The organism is Epibacterium sp. ABZ3_068 (genome assembly GCF_056159265.1).
The window spans coordinates 3,758,070-3,774,134 of sequence record NZ_JBSWUV010000001.1; the positions used below are offsets into that span (position 1 = coordinate 3,758,070).

Below are 16,065 nucleotides of genomic sequence, written 5' to 3' on the forward strand. Positions count from 1 at the left end.
CCCTTCGGGCAATTGCGGTAGCCTTCTGAAGGGCATCGCGTTAGTTTGAACCGAATATGACACTGCCACGAATCCTGGAAGAGCCATGAACGAAACCTCCGAAATTGTTGCGGATTGGGGAGGCTACGGTCAGCCCTTGTTTGATGACCCCGGCGTACGTGCGCTGGAACGCGTGGGCGTTGTGGATGTGGGGTCAAACTCGGTCCGGATGGTGGTGTTTGATGGCGCGGCGCGCAGCCCGGCCTATTTCTTTAACGAAAAGATCATGTGTGCCCTGGGTGCAGGGCTGTCAGAAACCGGACGGCTGAACCCCAAGGGGCGCGAACGGGCGCTGGCCGCAATGAAACGGTTCAAGCTCCTGGCGGACGGGATGCAATTGCCTCATATGACCGTTGTCGCCACCGCAGCGGTGCGCGACGCTGAGGATGGGGCCGAGTTCTGCGAAGAGGTCCTGCGCGAGACCGGATTGGTGATCCACATCATTGACGGCCCGGAAGAGGCGCGGCTGTCAGCACAGGGCGTTTTGCTGGGCTGGCCCGGAGCCTATGGGTTGATCTGCGATATCGGCGGCTCCTCGCTTGAACTGGCGGAAATCCAGGACAACACCGTTGGCAAACGGGTGACATCCAACCTGGGACCGCTGAAACTGAAGGACATCAAAGGCGGCAAACGAGGCCGCAAAGCGCATATCGATGAGGTGGTCACAGCGTTAAAGGACCAGATGGGACCGCAGCGCGACCGGCTGTTTCTGGTGGGCGGCAGTTGGCGGGCCATTGCCCGGATCGACATGGAGCGGCGCAACTATCCGTTGCATGTGCAGCACGAATACCGGATGTCGGTCAAAGCCGTACAAGCCACGGCAAAATTTATCGAAAAGGCCGATCTGCAAAAGCTGCGCCAGGAATGTGGGATATCCAGTTCACGGATGGCGCTGGTGCCCTATGCAGCCGAGGTTCTGGCCCGATTGGTCAAGACGTTCAAACCGCGCGACATTGCGATCTCAAGCTATGGGATCCGCGAGGGATTGCTGTTTGAGCAGATGCCCCAAACCTTGAAAGACCGCGATCCGCTGATTGAAGCCTGCCGCTTTGCCGAGGCCAAAGATGCGCGATTGCCGGGATTTGGGCGCAGCCTTTATGATTTTGTTCTACCCCTGTTCCCAAGGGCGGATTTTGCCAAGAAGCGGCTGATCAAAGCGGCCTGCCTTCTGCATGACGTCAGCTGGCGCGCCCACCCTGATTACCGGGCTGAATTGTGTTTTGAAAACGCGACGCGGGCCAACCTGGGCGGTTTACGCCATGCCGAACGGGTGTTTCTGGGCCATGCACTGATGTCGCGCTACAGCAATCGCCGTCCTGCCGCGCGGTTTCGTGAACTATTTGACCTGATTGACGAAAAACAACGTCGCGAGGCCGAGATCCTGGGCCGCGCTATGCGCTTTGGTGCGATGTTGGTTGTCAATGAGAACGCAGAGATCGGCACATTGATCTGGCAGCCCCGCAAAAAAGTGCTGGGGTTAAAACTGGAGAAATCGATTGCGCCGATGTTTACCGAAACCGCCGAGGCGCGTTTCAAGTCCCTGTGCAATGCGCTGGACGCCGAGGGAGAGGTCAAAATCAGCCGCTAACCCGCCCGCGGTGTAACAGGTTTGAACACCCTGTTGCGACGGTACGGCTGATGCTGATGCGGTGGGGCCAATGCGACGGCGGCACTTCAAATTTCGATGTCGTAGCCGTGCTGCTCTTCGGGCGGCGTGTCTGTCTGCTTCTTGCGGATGATAATATCCCCATTTGGCAACATCTCTGGCACCTCATAGGCGCTCCAGTCCTCAACCTGTGCGACGATGTCCGCCAGCGCTGGCCCCATCTCGGCCAGGAATGCCCCCATAGAAGGGCCGATCTCCCCCATCAGCTCCTGCAGCCCATCCAAAGCCGGAGCCATTTCTTCGCGCAGGCCACGAAAGAACAGCTCGGCCCCGCGCTCCATCAGCGAATTGTCGCCCTGATCCGGCGCGGCGTCTTCGCTTTGCGCAAAAAGGCTTTGGGCGGCTGCAGGTGGCACGCTCAGCAGGCTGGCCGGGCCTAGGCCAATGGCGACAATTGCGATACGGGAGATACGACTGGGGTCAAACACGGGCACGCCCTCCAGGGTTCGGCCCATGGGCAGGGCCTGAGGCAAAAACATGCCCCGTATATAGGCGCTTTGCCGGCGCATTTACAGGCACAATCCCCGGTGGCATGCGGGGAATTCGTCGCAGGTCAGCCCCGCCAGAATGGTTTGGCAACCTCGGCCTGCACCTCAGACCGAGTCAGGCCAGCGTCCAACAAAACACTGTCCGGTGCAAACAGGAGATCGCGCGCCAACATGCGCCGCTGCTTGATCCGGCAGACGTACAGCGCAAGCCCGGTCAAAGGAGGTGTTTTTGCGCTACTCACCGGGGTGGGCCGGGCCACACTCGCGGGAAAAGTGATGAGCTGAGCCATGGGCTTTCGTCCTTTCCTTCACATTAGGGTCGCGTATCCTCCTTATAGGATCAATTTATGTGCAGAAAAATCGAGTTATTGGCACAGGATTTGTAACCTTTTGGAACATATGGAATGACCCACCTGCCCCCGCTGACCGCCCTGCCCGCCTTTGAAGCCACTGCCCGACTGGGATCGGTTACAGCCGCAGCTGCGGAGCTGGGACGCACGCACAGCGCGGTCAGCAAGCAGATCAAACATCTGGCAGAGGATCTGGGCGGCGATCTGTTTCGCAAGGAGGGGACGGGACTGGTGCTGACGGAGCGCGGTACGCGTTTGCAAGAGGAACTGTCGCCGATGTTGCGCGAGCTGGCGGCAATCAGCGCAGAGCTGCGGCGCGGGTCCGGGCGACAAGTGCTGCGGATTGCCGTAGGGGCGACCTTTGCCACCCGCTGGCTGACGGCGCGGCTGCCGGAATTTTACGCGGCACACCCAGAGGTGGAGATCACTCTTTTGATGTCGGGGCTAGTGGCCGGGCAGCGGCGGAGTTCCCCCGAGAGCTGCGATGTGATGCTGAGCTATGACCGGTTGCGGGGACCTGTCGGGCCAGGTTTCGAGGTGTTCGCGATGGGGGATGCGGCCTATGGGCCGGTCTGCGCACCGGGGTATGAGCTGGTGCGCAGGGGCGCGCACTGGGAGACGCCAATGCGCTTTAGCCATACGGGAGGCCCCTCTGCCTGGGCAGTCTGGGAGGAGATCTCGGGTCTTGTGATCACCAGCCCAGAGATGCGCGAACACCCGCATCACATTCTTGCACTGGAAGCGGCCGCTGCTGGCATGGGAATTGCACTAACCGAACGCCGCCTTGCGGCTCTGGATCTGGATCAGGGGCGTTTAATCGCCCCCTTGGGATTTGTAGAGGTTCCAGATGGGTTCCAGGCCGCTTTGCCCAGCAATCGCAAACCACCCGAAGCGGCAAGACTGTTCTTGGATTGGCTCTCAAGGCAAGCGCAGCCTTAATCCTTAAGAACCTCTCCCCAGACCAAGGCGAAGTCTCCCGCGCCCGCATATGCCTGCCTGCGGCAGCCCCATTGGCGGCCTTGGGCCGGGCCGTCTGCCCGATGGGGCAGACGGCCGCGCGGACCCCGAAGGGGTCCGCGCCACGCCCAACGGGAACCGCAGCCTCAAAGAGGCTGATGGTGACGGGCGGGAGAACCTCGGGCAGAACACTTCAGTCCACCTCAAGATCAAGAGAGACAGGGAAATGGTCTGAAGCGAGAAGCAGCGCCTCCCGCAAGGACAGATTTTGATAAACTTCCGCATCCTCAAACGGGTGCCAGATCCGCCATCGCGGATTTTTGCCACGCAAACCGTTCGAGATCATCGCATAATCCAGAAGTGCTCCGAAAAAGCGCTTCTTTTCAACATTATAAAACCGCGCGGTATTTGGCGAACCGCTGGCACGGGGTTGCTGTTGAAGTTCAGCATGGGGATCAAACAGATCATCCCCCATGACGATTTCCACCGAAGACCTGCCAAAGAGCGCTTCATATTGATCAAGGCCCGGACCATCGTTCAAATCCCCCATCACAATCAGATCACGGCCCTGCCCCAGGTGCCAAGCGATCCGACGTCTGAGCCAGATCGCTTGCGCAAGCTGTTTGCGGCGGTTGGCGATGGACAGGCGCATCACTGCCGCGTCACCCTTGGCTCCATGCGGGGCCTTGGATTTCAGGTGTGCCCCAATCAGGTGGATCCTGCGTCCTGAAGCTGTCTTTACCTCTAATTCCAACGGGGGTTTAGAAAAGCGCACGTGATCCACCCGCTCGTCCACATCCAGATCCAGTTTAAACACTTTATCAAATTGAGGGGCATCGGGCTGGCTGTGTGGCGCATGCCGGGCTGACAGAACCTTTGGGTCATATAGCAGGGCAATCTCTTGATGGGTGTCATTGGCAAAGCCCATCACAACCGCATCCGTCCGCAGCCCTGCCCATTCAGCAAAGGTCTCCAGCGCGCGAATGGTTCGCTGGGTTCTCCCGGTATTGGGAGCCTCCACGATCAGAACCGCATCAGCATCCAGAGCGCGAAAAACCTTGGCCAGAGCCTCTGCCTGTTCACCACGAGACACGCCGTAACGTCCCGAGGGCTCCGGCCCCAGCAAAAGGGAATCTTCCTGGTCAAACAGATTGGCGAACCATTCGATATTATAGGTGGCCAGACGCATGTGCCGTGCAGCCATTGATCTGATCCCAGGCCCGGTTGATGTCGATCATCTTCTTTTCCGCCAGCCTTACGGCCTCTTCCGGGACACCACGGGCCATCATCGCATCCGGGTGGGTCTCTCGCACCAGACGCCGCCAGTGTTTGCGGATCTCTTCGCGCGGCATATCGGGGCTCACCCCCAGAACGGTGTAGGGGTCACGCGGCGCATCCGGTACAAAACGCGCCCTGAGCGCGGAAAACTGCTGCGGTGTCTGGCCAAAGATCTGGCTCACATCCTGCAAGAAGGCGTTTTCGCCGGGGTGGTAGAACCCATCGGCAAGCGCGATATGAAACAGCCCTTCCATCAAGTCACACAGCGTGCTGGGATCGTCAGCGAACATCACCTGAATCCGGCGGGCATAATCCTGATACCCGGCCACATCCTGCCGGGCCAGATTAAAGACCTTGGCCGCGCCCGCCTCATCCCCCGGTGCAATCCGGAAAACCTCGCGAAAGGCGGTCACCTCATCGCGCGTGACCTGCCCGTCAGCCTTGGCCATCTTGGCTCCTAAGGCGACAACGGCAATGGCAAACCCGACCGAGCGTTCGGGCGGTGTTCGCAGCTGTTCGAACACTTCCGAGAGGCTTGCACCACTCGCAAGAGCCGAAAGCGCATCAGATATGCGAGTCCAAAGCGACATGGGGAATTCTTATCTGCATAGGCAGGCACTGTCAGCGGTCAATGCGCGCTGATCGGTAAAAAATCACTGATACGGCTGCAAACACAAAAGATCATCGCACCTGGCACAGCCCTTACGCACACGCGCATTATAAAGCCCCCCATGGCAGGTTTCTGACAAGTCCAAGGGGGTGAATTCAGACGGATCCACGCACGCACCCTCTGGGCCTTCACAAAACATCGGTTTGAGATCCCCCCTACGGGCGACGACTTATTGCCCTCATTCTCTCTGGCTGACGACGCAACCACTATTGCCTGTCAGATCACTGAAACACGTACCTGATTGCCCTCAAGGCAGTATTCCTTGCATCATCTGTTGTGCTTTGATCATCGCGGCCGGCTTGACCATTGCTTTTCACGAGCGAGGATGGTTAACCCCATGAATGCGCGTTCCATCTGATCGCGCGGCTTCGAAACGGCATTCGCGTAGGCTCTTGTTATGGCGTATCTCTCTCAACATGAACTTGATGCCATGGGATTTGGTCATCTGGGGCAGAACGTCCGGATCAGTGACAAAGCCGCGATTTATGAGCCCGAGAAAATGCATCTGGGCGATCACACCAGGATTGATGATTTTTGTGTCATCTCCGGTCAGGTGACCACAGGCCGCAATGTACATATCGCCCCCATGAGCCTGGTGGCCGGGGGACGGGGCGGCATCGAGCTGCAGGACTTTGCAGGCCTTGCCTATGGCGTAAAACTCTTTGCCCAATCCGATGACTACTCTGGCGCCACACTGACGAACCCCACCGTGCCCCACGCGTTCAAACGCGAGTTCGTCGCCCCCATCAGATTGGGACGCCATGTTATTGTCGGCGCCAATGCCGTAGTGGGGCCCGGCGTCACCCTGGAGGAAGGCTGCGCGGTCGGGGCCGGGGCGGTCGTGCTAGCCTCCAGCCCACCTTGGAAGATATTGGGCGGCGTTCCGGCCCGCGTTCTGAAGGCGCGTGACAATAGCCTTCTTGAACTGGAACAGGACTACCTTGCGCAGGAAAATTCGTAATGTCCGACACGCAACCGAACTATATTGTCTATGCGCCGGGATTTGACCCCGACAGCGGCGGCGCGATCTTCCTGCACGAATTGGCGCATGCGCTTGGCGCGCTGGGACAGGATGTCAGCCTGTGGCCCTGGACAACCCAGTTGCCCAGCACAAGAAATATCCTGCGCAAACCCAGCCTTTTGTGGCGTAATGGCAGCCACGCTTTCCGGCTTAATCCAGAATTGAAAACACGGATTGCGCTGCCACGGGATTTGAAGAGCAATACAATTGTGATCTACCCGGAAGTAACACTGGGCAATCCTCTGCGCGCAAAGAATATTGTCCGCTGGCTGCTGTATACACCCGGCATCAAGGATCCGTTTGAGTTCACCGAAAACGAGATGTTTTTCCGCGCAGGTGAGATGAGCGACCTTCCCGAACTCACCGGCGGGGCCCCTGACCTATTTGTCTGGCGCCGCAACAGCGCCTACAGAAACGAGAACCGGCCGGAACGCCAGGGGGCCTGCTATATTCTGCGCAAAGGACACGAGAAACCGCGCATTCCTGAAACAAAAGACGCGATCTGTATTGATGGTCTTCCCCATGAGGAGGTCGCGCAGATCTTCAATCAGTGTGAGACGTTTTACAGCTATGATGAAGCCACGATGTATTCGCAATTTGCAGCAGTCTGTGGATGCACCAGCGTGGTTGTGCCCGGTTTTTTTGACACACGTGCAGAATGGGTCGCAGATCACCCAATGGGTGCCGTCGGTGTAGCCTATGGTCTGGACGATATTGCCCACGCGCAGAAAACGCGTCATTTGGTGCTGGAACATCTGAATGCGCTCGAGAAAAAAGGCCGGGACAGCGTTGCAGATTTTATCGCGCTCACGCAGGATCGCTTTGGCACCCAATAGAGGCCCTGCCGATGGTTGCTGTACAGGCAAAAAGACCAAGGCCGGAATGCGCTACATCACCTGGCACTGCAGATAAGGAAAGCTGATGAAATCGATCCCCTTCAATCGCCCGGCTCTGATTGGACGCGAAGTTTCCTATCTGCGAGACGCGATATCGCGCGGTCAATTGTCAGGGGACGGCTACTATACCAAATGCTGCAATACCCGCATCGCCGAGATGACCGGGGCCAAGACTGCGCTGCTCACCCATTCGTGCACCGCGGCCCTGGAAATGGCGGCAATTCTCGGAGATCTTGGCCCCGGCGACGAGGTCATCATGCCCTCTTTCACCTTTGTCTCCACCGCCAATGCGGTGGTGTTGCGGGGCGCAACACCTGTTTTTGTTGATATCGACCCGGTGACACTGAACATGGACCCAAAGGCGGTCGAGGCCGCATTGACACCACAGACCAAAGCGATCTTTGCCGTTCATTACGCAGGGTTTTCTGCGGACATGGACCTGCTGCAGGAACTTGCCCAATCACGCAATGCCCTCTTGGTCGAAGACGCGGCGCAGGCGCTTGGGTCTACATACAAGGGGCGTCCCTGCGGTTCTTTGGGCGATCTTGCAGCCTTCAGTTTTCACGAGACCAAAAACATTATCAGCGGCGAAGGCGGCGCGCTGACAATCAACAGAACCGAACTGGCCGAGCGGGCTGAGATCATTCGCGAAAAAGGCACCAACCGTTCCCAGTTCTTTCGCGGCCAAACTGACAAGTACACATGGGTTGATCTGGGCTCCTCCTTCCTGCCCGGAGAATTGATTGCGTCTTATCTCTATGCGCAGCTTGACATGGCAGAGATGATCAACACGCGCCGACTGTCGATTTTTGACCGTTACATGGAAGCCTTTGCGGATCTGGCCGCAGCCGAACGTGTGGGCCTGCCCCAATGGGCTGACTACAACACAGGCAACGGTCACATGTTCTATTTGCGCATGCGCAACTTGCAGGACCGGACAGCCTTTATCGAACATATGAAGGCCCACGGGATTACCGCCCCGTTTCACTACGTGCCACTGCACAGCGCACCAGCAGGACAGAAATTTGCCCGCACTTCAGGAGGGATGTCCGTGACAAACCAAGTCTCGGACACACTGGTGCGTTTGCCAATGTTCTTTGACCTTGGCAGCGATGTAGAACACATAATCGACATCGCCAGCGCCTATTTCTAATCGATTAAGCACCCAGAGAATGTGTTCACCCCCACAGGGAGGACGGCCCCCAAGCCTCTATCCCGCAGGTATGCACGCGCCGTTTCACGAGAGATAACAGAGGCACCCGGCGACACGCCGAGAGCAGTGTTTGATCCGTTAACCTCACAAATGAGGATACGGTGATCAGAAGCTATACGACGGCCATCGACGTCTGGCAGCATGTGCAACAACGGGCTCTTTAAGCTGACAACTGAAATAGCAGCCGAGCGGCAACCGATCCTGACCCGTGAACGAAGCACGCAACTGCAACACGGTATGCTGGAATATTTCAGCGCCTTTCAGCCCCTGCCAACCTCTGATTTTACTCGACACACGGGATCAAGGTTGCTGCACAGCATCTGAATTATTCACCTATTTTCAACAACTTAAAGCCTCAACCAGCACAATCCGGAGCGGCAAAAAAACCTAAAAAGGAGGCAGGCGCTTTCATCGCTCCAAGCGGCGTGTGCCGGTTACGCTGTGCGACAGGCGCGCCGGGGGAACCCCGGCGCGCCTGCCATGCCCAAGGCCGCACAGAAGGGTGCAAGGCCCAAAGGGCGTTGCACCCTGCGGGCGCGGGAGCACTCCCCTGCCCGCGTAGATGTCAGCTTATCTGCGGGCCGAACGGATCAGCTTCAGGATGTCCTGGGCTGCTTCAGGAATATTGGTCCCAGGACCAAAGATCGCCTTCACCCCTGCTTCATAAAGAAACGCGTAGTCCTGCTGCGGGATCACGCCACCGCAGATCACAATGATGTCGCTTGCCCCTTGTTTTTTCAGCTCTTCCACAAGCTGGGGCGCAAGTGTCTTGTGACCGGCGGCCTGCGAGGAGATCCCGACCACATGAACGTCGTTGTCAATCGCATCCTGCGCAGCCTCTTCCGGTGTCTGGAACAAAGGTCCTACATCCACGTCAAAACCGATATCGGCAAAGGCCGTGGCAATCACCTTGGCCCCGCGATCATGTCCGTCCTGACCCATTTTGACCACCAGAAGCCGTGGGCGGCGGCCTTCTTCTTCGGCAAAATCTTCAATGGACTTCTGTATCGCTGCAAAGCCTTCGTCGCCCTCATAGGCCGCGCCATAGACGCCTGCCAGAGTCTTCACCTCCGCCGAGTGGCGGCCGAACTCTTTCTCCATTGCCATGCTGATTTCCCCCACGGATGCACGCGCCCGGGCGGCTTCGACCGCCGCCTCAAGCAGGTTGCCGCCTTCTTTGGCGCGGCGGGTCACTTCATCAAGCGCAGCCGTACAGGCCGCTTCATCCCGTGTTGCACGGATCTGCGTCAACCGGGCGATCTGGCTTTCCCGCACGGCGACATTATCCACGTCCAGAATGTCGATCGGGTCTTCTTTGTCCTTGCGGTATTTGTTGACGCCAACAATCACCTCGTCGCCGCGGTCGATATTTGCCTGACGGCGCGCTGCACTTTCCTCGATCCGCAGCTTGGGCATACCCGAGGCCACCGCCTTGGTCATGCCGCCCATTTCCTCGACCTCTTCCATCAAGGCCCAGGCTTTTTCGATCAGATCATTGGTCAGGCTTTCAACATAGTAGCTGCCCGCAAGCGGGTCGACCACATTGGTGACGCCGGTTTCTTCCTGCAGAACCAGCTGGGTGTTGCGCGCAATCCGGGCCGAGAAATCCGTGGGCAGTGCAATCGCCTCATCCAGCGCGTTGGTATGCAGGGATTGCGTACCGCCCAGCACCGCCGACATCGCCTCATAGGCGGTGCGGATCACGTTGTTATAGGGGTCTTGCTCCTGCAAGGACACGCCCGAGGTCTGGCAGTGGGTGCGCAGCATTTTGGAGCGTTCGGATTTTGCGCCAAAATCGGTCATCACCCGGTGCCAGAGCGTCCGCGCCGCGCGTAGCTTGGCGATCTCCATAAAGAAGTTCATGCCAATCGCAAAGAAGAACGACAGGCGACCGGCGAATTTATCAACGTCCATGCCCGCTTCCATTGCCGCGCGCACATATTCGCGCCCATCGGCCAGCGTATAGGCAAGCTCTTGAACCAGGTTCGCACCCGCCTCCTGCATATGGTAGCCAGAGATCGAGATGGAGTTGAATTTCGGCATCTCGTTTGAGGTGTATTCGATAATATCCGAGATGATCCGCATCGACGGTTCCGGCGGATAAATATAGGTGTTGCGGACCATGAACTCTTTCAGAATGTCGTTCTGAATGGTCCCGGACAGAAGCGATTTATCGTGCCCCTGTTCCTGACCGGCGACGATGAAACTGGCAAGGATCGGGATCACCGCGCCGTTCATGGTCATCGACACGGAGACCTTGTCCAGCGGGATGCCATCAAAGAGGATTTTCATATCCTCGACACTGTCGATGGCCACGCCCGCCTTGCCTACGTCGCCAACCACACGTTCGTGATCGCTGTCATAGCCGCGGTGGGTTGCCAGGTCAAAAGCGACCGAGACCCCCTGCTGGCCTGCGGCCAGGTTGCGACGATAAAATGCGTTGGATTCCTCGGCGGTGGAGAAGCCTGCGTATTGGCGGATGGTCCAGGGGCGACCAGCGTACATGGTCGCCTTGACGCCGCGGGTAAAGGGGCCAAAGCCCGGCAAAGAGCCCATATGGCCGAGCTCCTTGGTGTCCTCTTCTGTATAAAGCGGCTTGACCTCGATGCCTTCCAGCGTGTTCCAGGTCAGGTCGTCAAGCGGGCGTCCGCGCAGCTCTTTTTCAGCCAGATCCCGCCAATCGTCGGTTTTGGTCATTGGGCCTTCCTCGTGTCAGTGTTCGGCGGAATGTTTTTGTGTCTTCCGCTTGGTCTTGATTATTGTCTTCTGCAATCTGGGCCAGCCCGTCGGCACCGCCGACCAGCCACATGATGTCATCCGCATAAGCCTCACGCAGGAGAGCGGATTGTTCGGCATTAAAGGGGCGCCACAGGCCAAATTGATCGGCCAGTTTGGCGGCGTCTTCGTCCATCAGATAGGCCGAAAGCTCCTCAACCCGCGGGGAGCGTGCCAAACGGATGCGGGCGTGGGCACGCGGGGCACGAATGCCCGTCATGGAGTTCAGCTGAGCATTGGGGCGACCGCCAAAGGTTTCAAAGGGTTGCACCCAAAGGTTCACGTTCGGCAAAGCCGTGGCGATATCGGTAATCACATCGCGCCAGCTGCGTTGGGACTTTGCAAAGCGGTCCAGCATGGGTTCGGTCGGGAACGGAAAGCCACGCGCCACACCATACGTCAACGCCGAGGTCCAGTAGTGATCCAAAGCCCGGATATTGAGGACCAGATCGGTAAGCTCGCCGTCAAACGCCTCACCAAAACGGCTCAGGCGGTCGCCCGCATCTGCATAAAGCGTCCCAAGGTGCAGGTTCTGACGCATGGAACCGAGGATGTTTTCATCCGAAATCAGCAATTGGTCAAAGCCTGTCGCGCGCTCTGAGGCCAGTTTGAGCTTGATCCGCCCCCTGGCACGTTTTGCCGGGTCCCCTTTGGGCAGAAGCTGCGGCCCTGGCAGAACCCCCTGAAACAGGCCCGAACGGGTGACCTGCGGTCCCCAATAGCCAACACCCTCCATTGCGGCCTGAGCGCGGTTCTGGCGCATGTATTCCTGAAACGTGGTGGTGGCGCAGCGATGGGCGCCGATATGCAAAATCACTTTCATGGTCGGACCGGTCCTTCTGCCGGAGGCTGTCAAAGCAGCAAACGTTGCGAAACTGTTGCCAGCTTGTTCCGCAGGTCCTTCCAAGTTGGTTAACACCATGTGTTTTTTTCGGGGCTTCTTTAGATCCCCCATCGCATTTTGGCCATTATGGCATATATTGAATACAACAGGAGGCACCATGCGATCCCTATACCCTATTGTTTTGACTGTTTTTCTCGGCCCGTTCTTTGCGCCGGAAGCCCTGGCCAGTGATGGCAGCACGCCATCCGAAGACGCTTTGTTTCTGGGTGATTTTGAATCAAATTTGAGCGAATTTTTATGGAAAAAGCGCCCAATTGTGGTTTTTGCAGACACCGATGCGGATCCGCGATTCCAAGAACAGATGGAACAGCTGCATGCGCAAGAGGATGAATTGCGTGAACGGGATGTGGTTGTTCTGACCGATACAGACCCAAGCGCCAAGTCAGCGCTGCGGCGCAAACTGCGCCCGCGCGGCTTCCAATTGGTGTTGGTTGGCAAGGACGGCGACGTCAAGCTGCGCAAGCCGTTCCCCTGGACGGTACGCGAATTAAACAGGACCATCGACAAGATCCCGTCTCGGGTACGCGAAATAGAGGAACGGCGAGGCGAATAGCTCACTTACCATCTCCCCGTGCGTAAAACAGCCAGCGGTTTTCGCCATCCACCACAATCATGGCCTCGTCTTCCGGGTCAAACACCAGATCGGCGTTTTCATCCAAAAGCGCCCGCAGGTAATAGGTTTGCAAAGTTTCGGTCATACAGTTTTTGGCAGCCACACCAGATGAGATAAGGCCAAGCCCCTTGTGCAGGCTGGCATTCATCAACTGCTGGGTCACTGAATGCGGGCTCTCGCCCTTCATGTCAAAAAACACAGGCTGCCGCTGATCCAAGACCTTTTGCCCCTTTTGCAGGGTGCGGGCGCGCGTGACAGTGGACGAAATCCGGGTGGATTTCAAATCGAACACCGCCGCCGAACATCCTGTGTCGGCATAGAAATAGAGGGTTTCCCCAAGGTTCACCCAGTCGCCAAGGCGGGTGCGGACATCTTCTTCTTTTTGTTTGGCACATCCAGCGACGGCCAACAGGATAAGCCCGGCACCAATGGTACGCGCGGCGGTTCGGCAACGTGCGGCCGAGAGGCGCCTGGCCCTGGCCAACGACCAGGACATCTTGTTGTGTGGCACTTTACCCCTCCAGTTACTTGTAATTGGACTGGGGCACCCACTTCGCCCCTGAGTCATCCCTTGCCCACCAAGGTCTTTCTCAAAGGTAAATGCCATTTGTTTACAGGGTGTTAAGCCTAAAAATTGATGTAAATGATTTGTCGAGCGCTGGATTCGGCGCCCGAAATCACGTCGCGCCGCGCGCCCACGTGTCATGCGCGCGGAAAAACCACACGAAGACAACGAGTTATGGCGCACGGCGCAAGTCATTGGATTATTCGAACTCCATGATAACGTCATCAACAGCAAGACTGTCGCCAGCACTCGCGTTAATTTTAGTTACGACACCCTTTTTTTCCGCCCGCAGAATATTCTCCATTTTCATGGCTTCTACGGTGCAAAGCGCCTGACCTTCCTGAACTTCGTTGCCAACTTCGACGCCAACTGACACAATGAGCCCCGGCATCGGGCACAACAGCATCTTGGAGGTGTCCGGTGGCAGCTTCTCTGGCATCAGCTGGGCCAGTTCGGCCTGACGTGCGGTGCGCACATGAACCTTCAGATCGGCGCCGCGGCTGCGGATGGCGAAGCCCTGGGTAATCTTACCCACTTTCATCACCAGTTCGCTGTCATCCGTCTGCACCGTGGCCAGCTGATCTCCGGGCGTCCAATCGGAGGCGACACGGATGGACGTGCCATCTTCAAAGGAAACGCTGGAGCCCTGAGCGTCCGCAGCAATCGAGACCGGGTAGACCTGCCCCTGAACCGAAACAACCCAGTCATCGCCGACCTTGCGTTCGTGATTATCCATCCGGCCAGAGACCTGCGTGCGCCGGATCTCGGCAACCCGGTGCATGGCGGCGCAGGAAGCTGCGATGCGTCTCAGATCGCTGTCGGGCAGCTCTACCCCTTCAAAACCGTCCGGATATTCTTCGGCAATAAAGGCGGTTGTGATGTCACCCGAGATGAACTTGGGATGATCCATAACCGCCGACAGGAACGGCAGGTTGTGACCGATGCCTTCGACCTCAAAACTGTCCAATGCGGTGCGCATCGCTTCGATCGCGGCGTCGCGGGTTGGTGCCCAGGTGCAGAGCTTGGCGATCATCGGGTCATAATACATCGAGATCTCGCCGCCCTCATAGACGCCGGTGTCGTTGCGAACCACGATGTCTCCAGCATCACCCGGCTGAACGCCAGGGGTGTATGCGGCAGTTTCCGCAGGCGGACGGTAACGGGTCAGACGCCCGATTGAGGGCAAGAAGTTGCGATAGGGATCTTCAGCATAAAGACGGTTTTCAATGGCCCAACCGGTGAGCTTGACGTCATCCTGGGACATGGTCAGCTCTTTGCCGGCCGCCACGCGGATCATCTGTTCCACAAGGTCGACGCCCGTGATCAGCTCGGTCACCGGGTGTTCCACCTGCAGTCGGGTGTTCATCTCCAGGAAGTAGAAGTTCTTTTCCCCGTCAACGATGAATTCCACGGTCCCCGCAGAGGCATAGCCCACGGCCTTGGCCAATGCGACGGCCTGTTCACCCATGGCTTTGCGGGTGTCTTCGTCGAGGAAGGGGCTTGGAGCTTCTTCGACAACTTTCTGGTTGCGGCGCTGAATCGAACATTCGCGTTCGCCCAGATAGATGCCGTTGCCATGGCTGTCGCACAGCACCTGAATTTCGATATGGCGCGGTTGGGTGACGAATTTCTCGATAAAGATCCGGTCATCGCCAAAGGAGCTGGCCGCTTCGTTTTTGGAGGACTGAAAGCCTTCGCGGGCTTCTTCGTCGTTCCAGGCAATCCGCATGCCTTTGCCGCCGCCGCCGGCGGAGGCTTTGATCATCACCGGGTAGCCGATTTCATTGGAGATCTTGACCGCCTCATCCGCGTCTTCGATCAGCCCCATATAGCCCGGAACGGTGGACACACCGGCCTCTTGGGCGATTTTCTTGGAGGTGATCTTGTCCCCCATGCTTTCGATGGCGCCCACAGGGGGGCCGACAAATGCAACGCCCGCCTTGGCCAGAGCTTCGGCAAATTTGGAGTTTTCCGACAGGAAGCCATAGCCCGGATGTACGGCCTGCGCGCCGGTGGACTTGATCGCCTCCATCACCTTGTCGATGACGATATAGGACTGGTTTGCAGGCGGCGGGCCGATGTGGACTGCTTCGTCGGCCATCTGCACATGCAGCGCCTGCTTGTCAGCGTCCGAATAGATGGCAACGGTCTTGATCCCCATTTTGCGCGCAGTCTTGATGACGCGACAGGCAATCTCCCCCCGGTTGGCAATCAGGATCTTGTCAAACATCGGCTCTCCTTAGGCTCATTGGTCTGAACGCAAAAACGCCGCGCCCGAGGGTTCGGGCAGCGGCGTCCATGCGAATGTTGGTCGTGTTGAAAGTTACGCGCCCCTTAGCAGCGGCGCGGGTATTCTTTGCAGTAGATGACATTTGCGGCAGCGCCAACGGCAGCGCCGGTAAGCAGGTTGCCCTGAATAACCGCCGAACCGACGGTGCCCGCAGCGGCGCCAATGGCTGCCTGTTCGCCAGTTGTCTCGCCACAGGCCGCAAGACCCAGGCTGCTGACAAGTGCCAGCGCCCAGCGGATACGCCCTTTTGTTCTGTGCACTGCTTCGTTCCTTTCTGCGTCGTCCAAAGGGATGACACAGTGGTCGCAGGCAAAGGCTGCCCACACAAGCAGCTGGCATC

15 protein-coding genes are annotated in these 16,065 nt (G+C 58.0%); 6 read left to right on the top strand and 9 right to left on the bottom strand.

Annotated elements, in window-relative coordinates:
* Positions 1 to 85 precede the first annotated feature (85 nt).
* Positions 86 to 1,627: a Ppx/GppA family phosphatase gene (locus ACXAEW_RS18070; protein ID WP_474942659.1), complete on the top strand. Its 1,542-nt coding sequence runs from the start codon at positions 86 to 88 to the stop codon at positions 1,625 to 1,627.
* Between the two features lie 86 nt (positions 1,628 to 1,713).
* Here ACXAEW_RS18070 and ACXAEW_RS18075 read toward each other — a convergent pair whose 3' ends face one another.
* Both ACXAEW_RS18075 and ACXAEW_RS18080 read right to left on the bottom strand, forming a co-directional pair.
* A complete protein-coding gene (locus ACXAEW_RS18075; RefSeq protein WP_474942660.1) occupies positions 1,714 to 2,160 on the bottom strand; it encodes a hypothetical protein in 447 nt (148 codons plus the stop codon).
* Positions 2,161 to 2,258: 98 nt separating this feature from the next.
* Positions 2,259 to 2,483 carry a DUF1127 domain-containing protein gene (locus ACXAEW_RS18080; protein ID WP_474942661.1) on the bottom strand — a complete coding sequence of 75 codons (225 nt, stop codon included), beginning with the start codon at positions 2,481 to 2,483 and terminating at the stop codon, positions 2,259 to 2,261.
* Between the two features lie 114 nt (positions 2,484 to 2,597).
* Here ACXAEW_RS18080 and ACXAEW_RS18085 point away from each other — a divergent pair, with 114 nt between their 5' ends.
* The gene (locus tag ACXAEW_RS18085; RefSeq protein ID WP_474942662.1) at positions 2,598 to 3,482 is read left to right on the top strand and encodes a LysR substrate-binding domain-containing protein; all 885 of its coding nucleotides are present in this window, start codon (positions 2,598 to 2,600) and stop codon (positions 3,480 to 3,482) included.
* A 211-nt stretch (positions 3,483 to 3,693) separates the two neighbouring features.
* Here ACXAEW_RS18085 and ACXAEW_RS18090 read toward each other — a convergent pair whose 3' ends face one another.
* Together ACXAEW_RS18090 and ACXAEW_RS18095 are read right to left on the bottom strand one after the other, a co-directional pair.
* A complete protein-coding gene (locus ACXAEW_RS18090; protein ID WP_474943066.1) occupies positions 3,694 to 4,689 on the bottom strand; it encodes an endonuclease/exonuclease/phosphatase family protein in 996 nt (331 codons plus the stop codon).
* Positions 4,670 to 5,368, bottom strand: a complete 699-nt coding sequence (locus ACXAEW_RS18095; RefSeq protein ID WP_474942663.1) for a TerB family tellurite resistance protein — start codon at positions 5,366 to 5,368, stop codon at positions 4,670 to 4,672. The genes ACXAEW_RS18090 and ACXAEW_RS18095 overlap by 20 nt, the downstream gene beginning before the upstream one ends.
* Before the next feature lie 477 nt (positions 5,369 to 5,845).
* On the opposite strand from ACXAEW_RS18095, the gene ACXAEW_RS18100 reads away from it, so the two are divergent.
* The 3 genes from ACXAEW_RS18100 to rffA all read left to right on the top strand — a co-directional run bounded on the left by ACXAEW_RS18100 (position 5,846) and on the right by rffA (position 8,518).
* Positions 5,846 to 6,409 carry an acyltransferase gene (locus ACXAEW_RS18100; RefSeq protein WP_474942664.1) on the top strand — a complete coding sequence of 188 codons (564 nt, stop codon included), beginning with the start codon at positions 5,846 to 5,848 and terminating at the stop codon, positions 6,407 to 6,409.
* Positions 6,409 to 7,305 carry a hypothetical protein gene (locus ACXAEW_RS18105; protein ID WP_474942665.1) on the top strand — a complete coding sequence of 299 codons (897 nt, stop codon included), beginning with the start codon at positions 6,409 to 6,411 and terminating at the stop codon, positions 7,303 to 7,305. Before ACXAEW_RS18100 ends, ACXAEW_RS18105 begins: the two co-directional genes overlap by 1 nt.
* A gap of 85 nt (positions 7,306 to 7,390) precedes the next feature.
* Complete coding sequence (gene rffA / locus ACXAEW_RS18110; RefSeq protein WP_474942666.1) at positions 7,391 to 8,518, top strand: dTDP-4-amino-4,6-dideoxygalactose transaminase; 1,128 nt, start codon at positions 7,391 to 7,393, stop codon at positions 8,516 to 8,518.
* A gap of 630 nt (positions 8,519 to 9,148) precedes the next feature.
* Here rffA and scpA read toward each other — a convergent pair.
* Positions 9,149 to 11,275, bottom strand: a complete 2,127-nt coding sequence (gene scpA / locus ACXAEW_RS18115) for a methylmalonyl-CoA mutase (RefSeq protein ID WP_474942667.1) — start codon at positions 11,273 to 11,275, stop codon at positions 9,149 to 9,151.
* A complete protein-coding gene (locus ACXAEW_RS18120; protein WP_474942668.1) occupies positions 11,241 to 12,176 on the bottom strand; it encodes a hypothetical protein in 936 nt (311 codons plus the stop codon). Before ACXAEW_RS18120 ends, scpA begins: the two co-directional genes overlap by 35 nt.
* 178 nt (positions 12,177 to 12,354) lie before the next feature.
* Between ACXAEW_RS18120 and ACXAEW_RS18125 the strand changes: the two genes are divergently transcribed.
* The gene (locus ACXAEW_RS18125; protein WP_474942669.1) at positions 12,355 to 12,810 is read left to right on the top strand and encodes a DUF4174 domain-containing protein; all 456 of its coding nucleotides are present in this window, start codon (positions 12,355 to 12,357) and stop codon (positions 12,808 to 12,810) included.
* A 1-nt stretch (position 12,811) separates the two neighbouring features.
* Here the strand turns inward: ACXAEW_RS18125 and ACXAEW_RS18130 are convergent, their stop codons facing one another.
* The 3 genes from ACXAEW_RS18130 to ACXAEW_RS18140 form a co-directional block, all read right to left on the bottom strand.
* Entirely contained in the window at positions 12,812 to 13,381 is a 570-nt protein-coding gene (locus tag ACXAEW_RS18130; RefSeq protein ID WP_474942670.1) for a hypothetical protein, read from the bottom strand.
* 253 nt (positions 13,382 to 13,634) lie between these two features.
* The gene (locus ACXAEW_RS18135; protein WP_474942671.1) at positions 13,635 to 15,665 is read right to left on the bottom strand and encodes an acetyl-CoA carboxylase biotin carboxylase subunit; all 2,031 of its coding nucleotides are present in this window, start codon (positions 15,663 to 15,665) and stop codon (positions 13,635 to 13,637) included.
* Positions 15,666 to 15,769: 104 nt separating this feature from the next.
* Positions 15,770 to 15,985: a hypothetical protein gene (locus ACXAEW_RS18140; protein ID WP_474942672.1), complete on the bottom strand. Its 216-nt coding sequence runs from the start codon at positions 15,983 to 15,985 to the stop codon at positions 15,770 to 15,772.
* Between the last annotated feature and the right edge of the window lie 80 nt (positions 15,986 to 16,065).